This window comes from Streptomyces sp. NPDC001941, assembly GCF_040296945.1.
In the GTDB taxonomy this organism is placed as follows: Bacteria; Actinomycetota; Actinomycetes; order Streptomycetales; family Streptomycetaceae; genus Streptomyces.
On record NZ_JBEOYE010000022.1, the window covers coordinates 33,981 to 48,332 of the forward strand.

A 14,352-nucleotide genomic window follows, 5' to 3' on the forward strand; every position below is an offset into this window, starting at 1 on the left:
GAGCGCTCCGGGAGTCTCTCGTGCCATGCGGACACCACTCTCTGTCGTCATCGGTGCCGGCGGCACCGGCGGTCACATCTACCCCGGCCTCGCCCTGGCGGACGCCCTGCGGCGCGCCGTCCCGGACGCGGTGATCTCCTTCGTCGGCACGACCAGAGGCCTGGAGGGCGAGCTCATACCGGCCGCCGGGTACCGGCTGCACACCGTCGACATGATCCCCTTCGACCCGGCGATCGGGGCCAAGCGCTACCTGCTGCCCGCCGCGCTGCTGAAGTCCGGCGCGCAGTGCCGGGCCATCCTGCGCGCCCAGGGCGCCCAGGTCGCCGTCGGCATGGGCGGCTACCCCAGCGCCCCGGTCATCCTGGGCGCCCGGCTCGCCGGACTGCCCAGCGTCATCCACGAGTCCAACGCGGTGCCCGGGCGTGCCAACCAGTTCGCCGCCCGGCTCACCCCGCACATCGCGGTCGCCTTCGACACCGGCCACCTGCCCGGCGCGCGCACCACCGGCATGCCCATCGCCGACGCGCTGGCCCGCCTGGACCGCCCCGCGCTGCGCGCCGAGGCCCGGCGCGCCCTGCGGGTGCCCGACGGCGCCCGGCTGGTGCTCTTCAACGGCGGCAGCCTGGGCGCGGCGCGGCTCACCGAGGCCGCCGTGGGCCTCGCGCACCGCTGGGCCGGCCGCGACGACGTCCACCTGCTGATCAAGACCGGCCCCAAGGCGCTGGCCGACACCGAGCAGCGCCTCGCCGGGCTGCCCGGCGCCCGCGCCGTGCCCTACCTGGACCGGATGGACCTCGCCTACGCCGCCGCCGACCTGGTGGTCTGCCGGGCCGGCTCCGCCACGGTCGCGGAGCTCGCCAGCACCGGGGTGCCCGCCGTCCTGGTGCCCTACCCGTACGCCCCCGGGGACCACCAGACCCACAACGCCCGGGTGCTCTGCGACGCCGGCGCCGGACTGCTCGTACCGGACGCCGAGACGACCGCCGACCGGCTCGCCGCACTGGTCGAGCCGCTCCTGGCCGACCCGGCCCGGCTCGCCGCGATGGGCGGCGCCGCCGACCCGGGCCCGCACGCCCACGCCGCCGACCTGCTCGCCGACAAGGTTCTCGAACTCGCCTCGTACACAAGGGAGTACGCAGCATGATCCGCACCGACACCACCGACGGCCGCTTCGACTGGGCGGGCCGCACCGTCCTCGTCACCGGGGCCGAGGGCTTCATCGGCTCCACCCTCGTCGACCTGCTCGTCGAGCGCGGCGCGAAGGTGCGCGCCTTCGTGCACTACAAGCCGTACGCCGAGAAGGGCTTCCTCGCCCACCACCTGGGCGGCGACGTGGAGATGCTCGCGGGCGACGTGCGCGACCCGGGCCGCGTCATGGACGCCGTCGAGGGCTGCGACACCGTCTTCCACCTGGCCGCCCTGATCGGCATCCCGTACAGCTACGACTCGCCCGGCGCCTACGTGCAGACCAACGTCAACGGCACCGAGAACGTCGCCGAGGCCTGCCGCCGCCACGGGGTGCGCCGCATGGTGCACACCTCCACCAGCGAGGTGTACGGCACCGCGCTCACCGTCCCGATCTCCGAGGAGCACCCGCTGCAGCCGCAGTCGCCGTACTCCGCCTCGAAGATCGGCGCCGACATGATGGCGCTCTCGCACTGGCACGCCTTCGAGCTGCCCGTCACCGTGGTGCGCCCGTTCAACACCTACGGCCCGCGCCAGTCCGCCCGCGCCGTGATCCCCACCATCCTGGCCCAGCTCCACTCCGGCGCCCGGCAGGTCAAGCTCGGCTCGCTCACCCCCACCCGGGACTTCACCTACGTCACCGACACCGCGCACGGCTTCCTGGAGCTCGCCGCGAGCGACGCGGCGCTGGGCCGCGCGGTCAACCTGGGCACCGGCCGCGAGATCTCCGTCGGCGACCTGGCGCACCGGCTGATCGAGGCGTCCGGCCGGGACGCCGAGGTCGTGGTCGACCCCGCCCGGCTGCGCCCGGCGGGCAGTGAGGTGGAGCGGCTGCTCTCGGACAACTCGCTGGCGCGCGAACTGTCCGGCTGGACGCCCCGGGTGGAGCTCGCGGACGGCCTGAAGCAGACCTCGGCCTGGGTGGAGGAGAACCTGCACCTGTTCGCCCCGGGCCGCCACCAGGTCTGAGAGACGCGGGCTAGTCCTGAGCGGCCGCCGCGGCCAGGCCGCCCAGCAGCAGCGCGGTGAAGCGCTGGACCCAGGCGGAGTCCACGGGTTCGGCGCTCACCAGCGCCCGGTGCACCACCGCGCCCGCGATCACGTCGAAGATCAGGTCGTCGGTGCCGCCCGCCGGGCCGCCGTCGCCGTCCGGCAGCTCGCCGCGCTCCTGCGCCCGCCGGCGGCCCTGGAGCACCAGGTGCTTCTGGCGCTCGACGATGGAGGCGCGGATCCGCTCGCGCAGCGGCGCGTCCCGGGTGGACTCGGCGACCACCGCCATCAGCGCCGTCTTGGTCTCCGGCCGCTCCAGGAGCGCCGCGAACTGCAGGACCACGCCCTCGATGTCCGCCGACAGGCTGCCCCGGTCGGGCAGTTCGAGCTCGTCGAAGAGGACCGCGACGGCGTCCACGACCAGTTCGTTCTTGCCCGCCCAGCGCCGGTACAGGGTCGTCTTGGCCACGCCCGCGCGGGTCGCCACGTCGCCCATCGTCAGCTTCGACCAGCCCAGGTCCACCAGGGCGTCCCTGGTGGCCGCGAGGATCGCCGCGTCGGCCTCGGCGCTGCGAGGGCGTCCGACACGGGTCCGGGGGCTGGTACGGCTGCACATGACGGCGACCATACCGGTGAGTAGGTTCCGCGCACCCGGCCCGTACGTGTGAGCCAGTTCACCGGGTACCGCCGGTACGCCGCCCGCCCCCGCCAGTTACGCTACGACGCGTAGCGAAAGGCTCATGGAGCCTGAGTGACGACCACACTGCGCACGGGTGGGGACCCGGGCGCGACCACAGCAGTACCCGGGGTTCGCCCAGGGCTTCAACCGTCCCGTGACGGTTGCGCGCGCGGAAGGGGGAGGATGTACTCATGCAGCCTAGGAACATGTCCATGAGCGGCGTCGTCGACCTCGCCGCGGTGAAGGCGGCCGGCGAGGCCAAGGCCAAGGCGGAGGCGGCCCGCGCCGAGGCCGTGCGCAACGGCGGCGGCGGTGCCGTGTCAGCGTCCGCCCTGGTGATCGACGTCGACGAGGCGGGCTTCGAGCGCGACGTCCTCCAGCGCTCCGCCGAGGTACCGGTCGTCATCGACTTCTGGGCCGAGTGGTGCGAGCCGTGCAAGCAGCTCGGCCCCCTCCTCGAGAGCCTCGCCGCCGAGTACAACGGCCGCTTCGTGCTGGCCAAGGTCGACGTCGACGCCAACCAGATGCTGATGCAGCAGTTCGGGATCCAGGGCATCCCGGCCGTGTTCGCCGTCGTCGCCGGCCAGGCGCTGCCCCTCTTCCAGGGCGCGGCCCCCGAAGCCCAGATCCGCCAGACGCTCGACCAGCTCATCCAGGTCGGCGAGGAGCGCTTCGGCCTGACCGGCCTCCGGATCGACTCCGACGACGCCCCCGAGCGCCCGGCCGCGCCGCCCGCCGGTCCCTACGACGCACTCCTCGAAGGCGCCGTGCGCGCCCTGGACGCCGGGGACTTCGACGGCGCCGTCGAGGCCTACCAGCACGTGCTCGACCAGGACCCGGGCAACACCGAGGCCAAGCTGGGCCTGGCCCAGGCCGAGCTGCTGCGCCGGGTGCAGGGCGCCGACCCGCAGGCGGTGCGCGCCGCCGCCGCCCAGAACCCGGCGGACGCGCAGGCGCAGATCGCCGCGGCCGACCTCGACCTGGTCGGCGGTCACGTGGAGGACGCGTTCGGCCGGCTCGTGGAGACCGTGCGGCGCACGGCGGGCGACGAGCGCAACGCCGTACGGGTCCGCCTCCTGGAGCTCTTCGAGGTGGTCGGCGGTGACGACCCGCGAGTGACGGCGGCGCGCCAGGCGCTGGCCCGAGTGCTCTTCTGACACAGCGTTGACGCCTGGGACGGCGTCGGCGATTTAGCGACACAGTGACAAAACGCGGCCGCGCTTTACCAAAACTTGGTAATCGCGGCCGCTGTTACTCGCAGTAATGCGACCGGTGCGAGACATCCGGATTCGCGTGCATCGGCACCCTTATGTCGTGGCCCACGGTGACACCGTCTGTGGCCGGTCGACATCAGCCCGTCGTGGCGTGGTTATCCAGCCGTTACTAGTGAGTAACGAACCCCCTTGTGCCCCGGCGCGTAATGCACAACGATCGGCCACGCTCGGTCCAATACCGCACCAGCCCGGCAAGCCAGCCGTGCCCGTGGGCGTTGGGTCCCCACCGGGCGGGCCGGCAACCGTGGAGCCGGCCCAGGACAGGGGGGTTCCTGCCGAACCGGCAGGGCCTGTCCGCAGAGGTTGCGCGAAGGCGTGGCCAGTGGTTGTCGCTCGGGGGTGATCGCCGGTGGTGCGGACGCGGCCAGCTCCTCGCCGTACGGCGCTCTCCTTCCCGAGGACGTAGCACTTCTCCCATCCCAGGACGGGCCCGAGGGTCCGTACCGGAGATGTACGTCCGAGAAGGAGGAATACATATGTCCCAGGTACGTGGTGGGACCAGATGGAAGCGGTTCGCGGTCGTCATGGTGCCGTCCGTGGCCGCGACGGCCGCGATAGGCGTCGGCCTCGCACAGGGCGCGCTCGCAGCGTCCTTCGCCGTTTCCGGCCAGGAGTTCAAGGTCAAGGCCGGACACCTGGAAGGCACTGGGTTCGCCCAGTACGGCGGCGTGGACATGGGGTACAAGGAGGTCAAGGAGGGGGACGACAAGGTTCCCCACCCTGTCGCCATCTCCGCGTTCAAGAACGCCACGATCAACAACATGTGCCAGTCGGTGGTGACCGACGTGCCGTTCCTCGGCAAGATCACCATGCGGCTGGAGGCGGGCAAGAAGGACGCCGTCGAGGCGAGCAACCTGTACCTCGACGTGACCGAGCTCGACGCCGACGCGACGTTCACCAACATCGACATCGGCGTCGCGACGAAGGACACGGACAACCCCGGCGTCGGCAAGGGTCCCGCGGTCAAGGACCCGAGCGTCATGCAGAACGGGTTCGCCCAGCAGGCTGAGAGGGCCTCGCTGGACAACGTCGAGCAGAAGGCGTGGGCGACCACCGCCGGCACCTTCAAGCTCAGCGGCCTGAGCCTCCGTCTGAAGCGGGGCGACGGTCCGTCGGTCGAGTGCTACTGACCTACGGTCCACGCGGGCGGGCGGGGTCGCCCTGAGGCAGCCTTGCTCGCCCGTCCCTTCTCCACACAGCAATGCCAGTTCCAGGGAGCTTTCCAATGAGCGCCGAGTCCATGAGCGCCGGGTCACCTCAGCGCGACGAGCACTACCTGCGGGTCTGGCGGCGGCACTTCCGTGACTGGCGGGGCGCCCGGCCCTTCTGGGCCGGCCTGTTGACCCTGCTGGGCGGCATCCCCATCGCCTACTTCCCGTACGCGAGCCTGAAGCTCGGCCAGATGACGCTCTCGATGTCGACGACCGCGGGCGCCGGGGCGCTGATCATCGGCGTACTGCTCGTCGCACTGGGCCTGACCATGTGGTTCCAGTACGTCGTACGGGTCTTCGCGGGCATCGCCGCGATCCTGCTCGCGCTGGTCTCCATCCCCGTGGCGAACCTGGGCGGCTTCGTCATCGGGTTCCTGCTCGCCCTGACCGGCGGCGCGCTCTCCATCGCGTGGGCGCCCGGGGAGGCCGGACCGGCCGCCCCCGCCGCCCCGCCCGCCCCGGCGGCGGACGCCCAGGCCCCGGCGGCCTTCCCCGGTCCGCGCGAGAGCGCCGAGCCGCTGCACCGGGACCCGTTCCACAAAGACACGGCAGACGACGGCAACGGCGGGAGGAACAGTGCGGGGTGACGAGACACAGCCGACGCGCGAGGTGGCGTCGGAGGGAGACGGCACCCTGGTCAGAAGAGGGCCGCGGCACGCGGCCCCCAAGAAGTCGCTGCTGACCAAGCTCCAGGCCCCCGCGGGCAAGGCGATAGCCATCGCGGCCATGCCCACGGCCGTGATCGTCGGCCTCGGGCTCACGCCCAAGCTCGCGCTCGCCGACGACAAGGACATCCCGTTCGCGCCGGGGCCGTGCGTGACCCGCTCCGACGAGCCGGAGGAGACCGCGAAGCCGTCGGAGACGCCCAAGCCCTCCGGCACGGAGACCGCGAAGCCCGACCCGTCCGGGTCCGCCGGCAACGGCGGCGGGGACGAGGGCGACGAGCCGAAGCCGGGCGCCAGCCCGTCGGCCTCCGAGAAGGACACGGCGAAGGACACGGCGAAGGACGAGGCCGCCACCCCGGCCGCCAAGCCGTCGGCGAAGGCCCCGGCCGCCTCGCCGAGCGCGACGAAGACCCGCGACCCGTGGGACCCGCTGGGCGTCGGCGACGCGCTGCACGACATCTTCGACGGACTCGGCAAGAAGAAGACGCCCTCGCCGACCGCGGAGCCGTCGAAGCCCACGGACGGGGCCACCAGCAAGCCGTCCACCAAGCCGTCCGGCGACGCGAAGCCCACCACCAAGCCTTCGGACAAGTCCTCCGACAAGTCCTCCGACAAGGCGAAGCCCTCCACCCGGCAGGGCCGCGAGGCGGACGCGATCCGCGACGCCGCCGAGCGGGCGGGCGCCGGTGTCGAGGAGCTGTCCGACGACGCCAAGGGCCTCGACCCCAAGAAGGACGAGGACATCCCGGACGGCGCCAAGCCGCGCTTCCCGTGCCCCACGGCCGACCCCGAGGCGCTCGCCGCCGCCGACCTGGAGCCCGGTCTTCCGCTGCTGCCGGACGACCCGTGGATCCTGAACAGCTCGCTGCTCACCCTGACCGGCCTGGACTACAAGGGCATCGTCGAGGTGCAGACGGGCAGCGGGAAGATCAAGAAGGTCCTCAAGTTCACCGCGTCCTCGGTGGACATCAAGGACCTGCACCAGGAAGTGGTCTACCCCGAGGGCAAGACCGCGCACGTCGAGGCCCGCAAGGGATCCACCTCCACGATCCGCAACGGCACGGTGACGATGTACACGGAGGAGCTGAAGGGCAACCTCTTCGGCCTCATCCCGATCACCTTCAGCCCCGACTCGCCGCCCCCGCTGAACGTGCCGTTCGCCTTCTTCACCAACGTCAAGGTGACGCAGGCCGGCCAGTTCGGCGGCACCCTCAAGGTGCCGGGCCTGCACAACTACATGACCGGCTGAGCCCCTGCGGGAGCCGCCGAGAAGGGCCTTGGCCCGCACCGGGAGTCCGGTGCGGGCCAAGGCCTTCGTACGTGTGGGGCGGGCGCGTCAGTCGCGCTCGCCGCCGCCCAGGTGGTGCACCCGGACCATGTTGGTGGTGCCGGGGATGCCGGGGGGCGAACCGGCCGTGATCACCATGGTGTCGCCCTTGTTGTAGCGCTTGAGCTTGAGCAGCTCGGCGTCCACCAGGTCGACCATGGCGTCGGTGTTGTCCACGTGCGGGACGACGTGGGACTCCACGCCCCAGCTCAGCGCGAGCTGGTTGCGGGTGGACTCGTCGGTGGTGAAGGCCAGGATCGGCTGGCACACGCGGTAGCGCGAGAGCCGGCGGGCGGTGTCACCGGACTGCGTGAAGGCCACCAGGGCCTTGCCGTCCAGGAAGTCCGCGATCTCGCAGGCCGCACGGGCGACCGAACCGCCCTGCGTACGGGGCTTCTTGCCCTGCACGAGCGGCTGCAGGCCCTTGGAGAGCAGCTCCTCCTCGGCCGCGATGACGATCTTCGACATCGTCTTCACGGTCTCGATCGGGTAGGCGCCGACCGAGGACTCGGCGGAGAGCATGACCGCGTCCGCGCCGTCCAGGATCGCGTTGGCCACGTCGGAGGCCTCGGCGCGGGTCGGACGGGAGTTGGTGATCATCGACTCCATCATCTGGGTCGCCACGATCACCGGCTTGGCGTTGCGGCGGCACAGCTCGATGAGGCGCTTCTGCACCATCGGGACCTTCTCGAGCGGGTACTCGACGGCCAGGTCGCCACGGGCCACCATGACCGCGTCGAACGCCGCGACGACGCCCTCCATGTTGGCGACCGCCTGAGGCTTCTCCACCTTGGCGATGACCGGCACCCGGCGGCCGACCTCGTCCATCACCTTGTGGACGTCCTTGACGTCGTCGGCGTCGCGGACGAAGGACAGCGCGACCAGGTCGCAGCCCATGCGCAGCGCGAAGCGGAGGTCCTCGACGTCCTTCTCCGACAGGGCCGGGACGTTGACCGCCGCGCCGGGCAGGTTGATGCCCTTGTGGTCGGAGATCACGCCGCCCTCGACGACGATCGTCTTCACCCGCGGGCCGGCCACCTCGACGACCTTGAGCTCGACGTTGCCGTCGTTGATCAGGACCTGGTCGCCCTTGGTGACGTCACCGGGCAGGCCCTTGTACGTCGTGCCGCAGATGGACTTGTCGCCGGGGACGTCCTCCGTGGTGATCGTGAACTCGTCACCGCGGACCAGCTCGACCGGTCCCTCGGCGAAGGTCTCCAGACGGATCTTCGGGCCCTGCAGGTCGGCCAGGACGGCGACGGCGCGGCCGGTGTCCTCGGCGGCCTTCCGCACGCGGTCGTACCGCTCCTGGTGCTCCGCCTGGGAGCCGTGGCTGAAGTTGAAGCGGGCCACGTTCATGCCGGCCTCGATGAGCGCTTTCAGCTGCTCGTAGGAGTCGACGGCGGGGCCCAGTGTGCAGACGATTTTGGAACGGCGCATGAGGCGGATCCTATCGGTTTGTTTCAGTGCGGAATATTCCGTCTGGTGGAATGTACAAATGGGCGGAGTGCCGCTCAGGCGTTCAGATCCCGGACGCGTTACCGGAAGCGATTCCGGACGCGTTCCCGGCGCTGCCTTCCGTCACCAACGCGTACGTCTGGTGCATGATCTCCAGCTCCTCGTCCGTCGGGACCACGGCCACCGCGACCCGCGCGTACTCCGGCGAGACCAGCCGCGGCTCGTCGCCGCGCACGGCGTTGAGCGACGCGTCCACGGCCAGGCCCAGCTCCTCCAGGCCCGCCACCGCAGCCTCGCGCACCGGGGCCGCGTTCTCGCCGACCCCCGCCGTGAACGCGATCGCGTCCACCCGGCCGAGTACCGCGTAGTACGCGCCGATGTACTTCTTCAGGCGGTGGATGTACACGTCGAACGCCAGCTGCGCCCGCTCGTCGCCCTCGTCCACGCGGCGCCGGATCTCCCGCATGTCGTTGTCGCCGCACAGCCCGATCAGGCCGCTCTTCTTGTTCAGCAGCGCGTCGACCTCGTCCACCGACATCCCGGCGTTGCGCACCAGGTGGAAGACGACCGCCGGGTCGACGTCCCCGGAGCGGGTACCCATGACCAGGCCCTCCAGCGGGGTGAGGCCCATCGAGGTGTCCACGCAGCGCCCGCCCCGCACGGCCGACGCCGAGGCGCCGTTGCCCAGGTGCAGCACGATCACGTTGACCTCGGACGGGTCCTTGCCGAGCAGCTCGGCCGTACGGCGCGAGACGTACGCGTGCGAGGTGCCGTGGAAGCCGTAGCGGCGCACCCGGTGCACGTCCGCGGTCTCGGTGTCGATCGCGTACCGCGCGGCGGACTCCGGCATCGTCGTGTGGAACGCGGTGTCGAAGACGGCCACCTGCGGCAGGTCGGGGCGCAGCGCCTGCGCGGTGCGGATGCCGGTGATGTTCGCCGGGTTGTGCAGCGGGGCGACCGGCACCAGGCGCTCGATCTCCTCCAGCACCTCCTCGGTGATCACGGTGGGCGCGGTGAACCGCATCCCGCCGTGCACCACCCGGTGGCCGATCGCGGCCAGCTCGGGGGAGTCCAGGCCCAGGCCGTCGGCGGCCAGCTCGTCCGCCACGGCCTTCAGGGCGGCGGCGTGGTCGGCGATCGGCGCGGTGCGCTCGCGCTTGCCCTCGCCGCCGCCGGTCAGCGGGGTGTGCACCAGGCGGGAGGTCTCCTCGCCGATCCGCTCGACGAGCCCGACCGCGAGCCGGGAGTCGTCGCGCGCGTCGAGCAGCTGGTACTTCACCGACGAGGAGCCGGAGTTGAGGACGAGGACGCGGGAGGCGGTGGTGGGGGTGGTCATGCGGGGAGCTCCTGGGCCTGGGACTGGATCGCGGTGATCGCGACGGTGTTGACGATGTCGCTGACGAGGGCGCCGCGCGAGAGGTCGTTGACCGGCTTGCGCAGGCCCTGCAGGACCGGGCCGACGGCCACGGCGCCGGCCGAGCGCTGCACGGCCTTGTAGGTGTTGTTGCCGGTGTTCAGGTCGGGGAAGACCAGCACGGTCGCCTGGCCCGCCACCTCGGAGCCGGGCAGCTTGGTGGCGGCCACGGACGGCTCCACGGCCGCGTCGTACTGGATCGGCCCCTCGATCTTCAGATCCGGTCGCGCCCCGCGGACCAGCTCGGTGGCCTGGCGCACCTTGTCGACGTCCGCGCCGCTGCCGGAGGTGCCGGTGGAGTACGAGAGCATCGCGATCCGCGGCTCCACGCCGAACTGCGCGGCGGTGGCGGCCGACTGCACGGCGATGTCGGCGAGCTGCTCGGCGTTCGGGTCCGGGTTGACCGCGCAGTCGCCGTACACCAGGACCTTGTCGGCCAGGCACATGAAGAAGACCGAGGAGACGATCGAGGCGTCCGGCTTGGTCTTGATGATCTCGAAGGCGGGCCGGATGGTGGCGGCGGTGGAGTGCACCGAGCCGGACACCATGCCGTCGGCCAGGCCCTCCTGCACCATCAGGGTGCCGAAGTAGTTGACGTCCGCCACCACGTCGTACGCCAGCTCCACGGTGACGCCCTTGTGGGCGCGCAGCTTCGCGTACTTCTCGGCGAACGTGTCGCGCAGCTCCGAGGTGGCCGGGTCGATCAGCTGGGTGGTGCTCAGGTCGATGCCGAGGTCCGCGGCCTTCTTGCGGATGGCCTCGACGTCGCCGAGCAGGGTCAGGTCGCACACGTCGCGGCGCAGCAGCACGTCAGCGGCGCGCAGCACGCGCTCCTCGGTGCCCTCGGGCAGCACGACGCGGCGCCGGTCGGCGCGGGCCTGCTCCAGGAGCTCGTGCTCGAACATCATCGGGGTGACCCGGCCGGAGCGGGCCACCGAGACCCGGGCCAGCAGGTCGGCGGTGTCCACGTGCCGCTCGAAGAGGCCGAGCGCGGTCTCCGCCTTGCGCGGGGTGGCCGCGTTCAGCTTGCCCTCCAGGGAGAACAGCTCGGCGGCGGTGGGGAAGCTGTTGCCGGACACCGAGACGACCGGGGTGCCGGGCGCCAGCCGCGAGGCCAGGGTGAGGATCTCCTCGCTGGGGCGCTCGTTCAGGGTGAGCAGCACGCCCGCGATCGGCGGGGTGCCCGCCGAGTGCGCGGCCAGCGCGCCGACGACCAGGTCGGCGCGGTCGCCGGGGGTGACGACCATGCAGCCCGGGGTCAGGGCGTTGAGGAAGTTGGGCAGCATGGCGCCGCCGAACACGAAGTCCAGCGCGTCGCGCGCCAGTCCCGCGTCGTCGCCGAGCAGCACCGTGCCCCCCAGCGCGTGGGTGATCTGGGCGACCGTCGGGGCGGCCAGCGCGGGCTCGTCGGGCAGCACGTAGCAGGGCACCGGGAGCCGGGCGGCCAGCCGCTCGGTGATGACCTCGCGGTCCTCGGGGGCGGTCCGGTTGACGACCATGGCGAGCACGTCGCAGCCGAGGCCGTCGTACGCGCGGAAGGCGTTGCGGGTCTCGGCGCGCACCGACTCCGCGGTCTGGCCCTTGCCGCCGACCACCGGGATGACCGAGGCGCCGAACTCGTTGGCCAGCCGGGCGTTGAGCGCCAGTTCGTCGGGGAGCTGGGTGTCGGCGAAGTCGGTGCCGAGCACCAGGACGACCTCGAAGTCGCGGGCGACCCGGTGGAAGCGGTCCACCAGGCGCGAGACCAGTTCGTCGGTGCCCTGCTCGGCCAGGAGCGCGGAGGCCTCCACGTAGTCCATGCCGTACACGCTCGTGGCGTCCTGCGCCAGCCGGTAGCGCGCGCGGAGCAGGTCGAAGAGGCGGTCGGGCCCGTCGTGGACGAGGGGGCGGAAGACGCCCACCCGGTCCACCTGGCGGGTCAGGAGCTCCATGACTCCCAGCTCCACGACCTGGCGGCCGTCTCCGCGGTCGATCCCGGTCACGTACACGCTGCGCGTCACGCGTGCTCCTTAAGTGCTGCGAGTGTGCTGGAAAGCGCTGCTCGTCCGTCAAGCGAATGTGCTGCGAAAAACCCGGTTAGGGTGGCATTGCCCTCTTGACAATACCTCTGTGCCTGGATAGAGCGCCCGCCGGACGTTCGACCCCCCGAAACGGGACGAAAGGCCCGGTGGAGCCGGTGGTGCGGAGTAGCCGGAAAGGCGGGGCGCGGGCCCGTCGTGGGAGAATCGGCCAAGGCTCACCAGCACCACTACCGAGCAGGAGACACAGCACGATGCGCATCGGAGTTCTCACCGCAGGCGGCGACTGCCCTGGCCTGAACGCAGTGATCCGGTCGGTCGTGCACCGAGCGCTCACCGGCCACGGCGACGAGGTCATCGGCTTCGAGGACGGCTTCAAGGGCCTCCTGGACGGCCACTTCCGCCCCCTGGACCTGAACGCGGTCAGCGGCATCCTGGCCCGCGGCGGCACGATCCTCGGCTCGGCCCGCCTGGAGCGCGGCCGGCTCCGCGAGGCCTGCGAGAACGCGCCCGAGCTGGCCAGGAAGTACGGCATCGACGTGCTCATTCCCATCGGCGGCGAAGGCACGCTCACCGCGTCCAAGATGCTGTCCGACGCGGGCCTGCCGGTGGTCGGCGTGCCGAAGACCATCGACAACGACATCTCCTCCACGGACCGCACCTTCGGCTTCGACACCGCCGTCGGCGTGGCCACCGAGGCCATCGACCGCCTCAAGACCACCGCCGAGTCCCACCAGCGCGTGATGGTCGTCGAGGTCATGGGCCGGCACGCGGGCTGGATCGCCCTGGAGTCCGGCATGGCCGGCGGCGCCCACGGCATCTGCCTGCCCGAGCGCCCCTTCCAGGTCGACGACCTGGTCAAGATGGTCGAGGAGCGCTTCTCGCGCGGCAAGAAGTTCGCCGTCGTCTGCGTCGCCGAGGGCGCGCACCCGGCCGAGGGCTCCATGGAGTACGCCAAGGGCGCGATCGACCAGTTCGGCCACGAGCGCTTCCAGGGCATCGGCAACCGCCTGGCCGTGGAGCTGGAGGCCCGCCTGGGCAAGGAGGCCCGCCCGGTCATCCTGGGCCACGTCCAGCGCGGCGGCACCCCCACCGCGTACGACCGCGTGCTCGCCACCCGCTTCGGCTGGCACGCCGTGGAGGCGGCGCACCGCGGCGAGTTCGGCATGATGACGGCCCTGCGCGGCACGGACATCACGCTGGTGCCGCTGGCCGACGCGGTCACCCAGCTGAAGACCGTCCCGGAGAACCGCATGCTGGAGGCCGAGTCGGTCTTCTGACGCGCCCGGTCCTCCGGCCCGGTGGTGCGGGACGTCCGGCCCCACTTCCGAAGCCCGAGCGGCCCTCCGTTCCCCCCTCCCGGGGGGCGCGGGGGGCCGCTTCGGCGTCCGGGGCGCTCCCGCTTCTTTGCCGCTTCTTGGTACGGGACGGCCCCGGCTACGCCTGGGGGTCCGCCAGCCGCCAGAAGTGCCCGGCGACGTCGTCGAGGAACTCCCGGCCGCGCTCCCCGTCGCTGCCGCCCGAGGAGCCCCAGCTGCTGGTCGCCACCATCAGGGCCTGGTAGTCGCCGTGCAGCCGCTGCAGTACGGCCTCCAGGTGCGGGCGCTCCAGCGGGACCAGCTTCGCGACCGGCTTCACGTACGCCTGCCAGCGGGTGCCCACCGCGTCCCGCAGCAGCTCCGCCAGCTCCCCGTCCCGCCCGGTCACGGCGAGCACCGCGCGCGGGGTGAGGTCGAGGGCCCGGGCCAGGGCCGCGGTCTGCCGCTCGTTGCCGCGCCAGCGGCCCGTCTCCTCCATGCGCCGGTACGCGGCCGGGTCGAGGCCCACCCGCCGGGCCACCTCCTCGGGGGCGGTGCCCCGGGCCATCCGGTGCTCGCGCAGGGTCGTTGCGGCGCCCAGGAGTTCGGCCGTGTCGCACCACAACACTCCGGCCAGCGCGGTCAGTTCGCGGGTGTCGGGAGAGCTGAGGCCGCGCTCCCAGGCGGTGACGGTGTCGGGGGACACCTGGAGCCCGTACTGGGCGCGCAGGCCGTACGCGACGTGGCCGGGCGCCATCCCCAGGGCCTCGCGCAGACGGCGCGCGGCGGGGGCGTTGAAGGGCGGGGAGGGGAGCACGCGCACACCGTAGGAG

12 protein-coding genes are annotated in these 14,352 nt (G+C 72.0%); 7 read left to right on the forward strand and 5 right to left on the reverse strand.

Features of this window, described 5'->3' with window-relative positions; all coding sequences use genetic code 11:
• The first annotated feature begins 25 nt into the window (after positions 1-25).
• Positions 26-1,144, forward strand: coding sequence for a UDP-N-acetylglucosamine--N-acetylmuramyl-(pentapeptide) pyrophosphoryl-undecaprenol N-acetylglucosamine transferase (locus ABT160_RS17285; RefSeq protein WP_351648341.1), 1,119 nt, complete (start codon positions 26-28; stop codon positions 1,142-1,144).
• Positions 1,141-2,154 carry an SDR family NAD(P)-dependent oxidoreductase gene (locus ABT160_RS17290; protein WP_351648342.1) on the forward strand — a complete coding sequence of 338 codons (1,014 nt, stop codon included), beginning with the start codon at positions 1,141-1,143 and terminating at the stop codon, positions 2,152-2,154. Before ABT160_RS17285 ends, ABT160_RS17290 begins: the two co-directional genes overlap by 4 nt.
• 10 nt (positions 2,155-2,164) lie before the next feature.
• Here the strand turns inward: ABT160_RS17290 and ABT160_RS17295 are convergent, their stop codons facing one another.
• A complete protein-coding gene (locus ABT160_RS17295) occupies positions 2,165-2,791 on the reverse strand; it encodes a TetR/AcrR family transcriptional regulator (RefSeq protein ID WP_351648344.1) in 627 nt (208 codons plus the stop codon).
• Positions 2,792-3,045: 254 nt separating this feature from the next.
• On the opposite strand from ABT160_RS17295, the gene ABT160_RS17300 reads away from it, so the two are divergent.
• The 4 genes from ABT160_RS17300 to ABT160_RS17315 all read left to right on the forward strand — a co-directional run bounded on the left by ABT160_RS17300 (position 3,046) and on the right by ABT160_RS17315 (position 7,253).
• A complete protein-coding gene (locus ABT160_RS17300; protein ID WP_351648346.1) occupies positions 3,046-4,011 on the forward strand; it encodes a tetratricopeptide repeat protein in 966 nt (321 codons plus the stop codon).
• Between the two features lie 593 nt (positions 4,012-4,604).
• The gene (locus ABT160_RS17305) at positions 4,605-5,258 is read left to right on the forward strand and encodes a DUF6230 family protein (RefSeq protein WP_351648348.1); all 654 of its coding nucleotides are present in this window, start codon (positions 4,605-4,607) and stop codon (positions 5,256-5,258) included.
• 110 nt (positions 5,259-5,368) lie between these two features.
• Positions 5,369-5,926, forward strand: a complete 558-nt coding sequence (locus ABT160_RS17310) for a DUF6114 domain-containing protein (RefSeq protein WP_502984251.1) — start codon at positions 5,369-5,371, stop codon at positions 5,924-5,926.
• Positions 5,916-7,253, forward strand: a complete 1,338-nt coding sequence (locus tag ABT160_RS17315; protein WP_351648351.1) for a hypothetical protein — start codon at positions 5,916-5,918, stop codon at positions 7,251-7,253. The genes ABT160_RS17310 and ABT160_RS17315 overlap by 11 nt, the downstream gene beginning before the upstream one ends.
• Before the next feature lie 87 nt (positions 7,254-7,340).
• Here ABT160_RS17315 and pyk read toward each other — a convergent pair whose 3' ends face one another.
• From pyk to pta, 3 genes are all read right to left on the reverse strand, one after another.
• Entirely contained in the window at positions 7,341-8,771 is a 1,431-nt protein-coding gene (gene pyk / locus ABT160_RS17320; protein WP_351648353.1) for a pyruvate kinase, read from the reverse strand.
• A gap of 82 nt (positions 8,772-8,853) precedes the next feature.
• On the reverse strand, positions 8,854-10,125 hold the full coding sequence (locus tag ABT160_RS17325; protein ID WP_351648355.1) for an acetate kinase: 1,272 nt from the start codon (positions 10,123-10,125) through the stop codon (positions 8,854-8,856).
• The gene (gene pta / locus ABT160_RS17330) at positions 10,122-12,203 is read right to left on the reverse strand and encodes a phosphate acetyltransferase (protein ID WP_351648357.1); all 2,082 of its coding nucleotides are present in this window, start codon (positions 12,201-12,203) and stop codon (positions 10,122-10,124) included. Before pta ends, ABT160_RS17325 begins: the two co-directional genes overlap by 4 nt.
• A 272-nt stretch (positions 12,204-12,475) precedes the next feature.
• On the opposite strand from pta, the gene ABT160_RS17335 reads away from it, so the two are divergent.
• On the forward strand, positions 12,476-13,501 hold the full coding sequence (locus ABT160_RS17335) for an ATP-dependent 6-phosphofructokinase (RefSeq protein ID WP_351648359.1): 1,026 nt from the start codon (positions 12,476-12,478) through the stop codon (positions 13,499-13,501).
• Between the two features lie 157 nt (positions 13,502-13,658).
• Here the strand turns inward: ABT160_RS17335 and ABT160_RS17340 are convergent, their stop codons facing one another.
• The gene (locus ABT160_RS17340) at positions 13,659-14,342 is read right to left on the reverse strand and encodes a helix-turn-helix domain-containing protein (RefSeq protein ID WP_502984247.1); all 684 of its coding nucleotides are present in this window, start codon (positions 14,340-14,342) and stop codon (positions 13,659-13,661) included.
• Between the last annotated feature and the right edge of the window lie 10 nt (positions 14,343-14,352).

Excerpts from the sequence above, each read along its gene's own strand:
- ABT160_RS17285 (WP_351648341.1), top strand. The coding sequence starts at position 26 with ATGCGGACACCACTCTCTGTCGTCATCGGTGCCGGCGGCACCGGCGGT.
- ABT160_RS17290 (WP_351648342.1), top strand. The coding sequence starts at position 1,141 with ATGATCCGCACCGACACCACCGACGGCCGCTTCGACTGGGCGGGCCGC.
- ABT160_RS17295 (WP_351648344.1), bottom strand. The coding sequence starts at position 2,791 with ATGTGCAGCCGTACCAGCCCCCGGACCCGTGTCGGACGCCCTCGCAGC.
- ABT160_RS17300 (WP_351648346.1), top strand. The coding sequence starts at position 3,046 with ATGCAGCCTAGGAACATGTCCATGAGCGGCGTCGTCGACCTCGCCGCG.
- ABT160_RS17305 (WP_351648348.1), top strand. The coding sequence starts at position 4,605 with ATGTCCCAGGTACGTGGTGGGACCAGATGGAAGCGGTTCGCGGTCGTC.
- ABT160_RS17310 (WP_502984251.1), top strand. The coding sequence starts at position 5,369 with ATGAGCGCCGGGTCACCTCAGCGCGACGAGCACTACCTGCGGGTCTGG.
- pyk (WP_351648353.1), bottom strand. The coding sequence starts at position 8,771 with ATGCGCCGTTCCAAAATCGTCTGCACACTGGGCCCCGCCGTCGACTCC.
- ABT160_RS17325 (WP_351648355.1), bottom strand. The coding sequence starts at position 10,125 with ATGACCACCCCCACCACCGCCTCCCGCGTCCTCGTCCTCAACTCCGGC.
- ABT160_RS17335 (WP_351648359.1), top strand. The coding sequence starts at position 12,476 with ATGCGCATCGGAGTTCTCACCGCAGGCGGCGACTGCCCTGGCCTGAAC.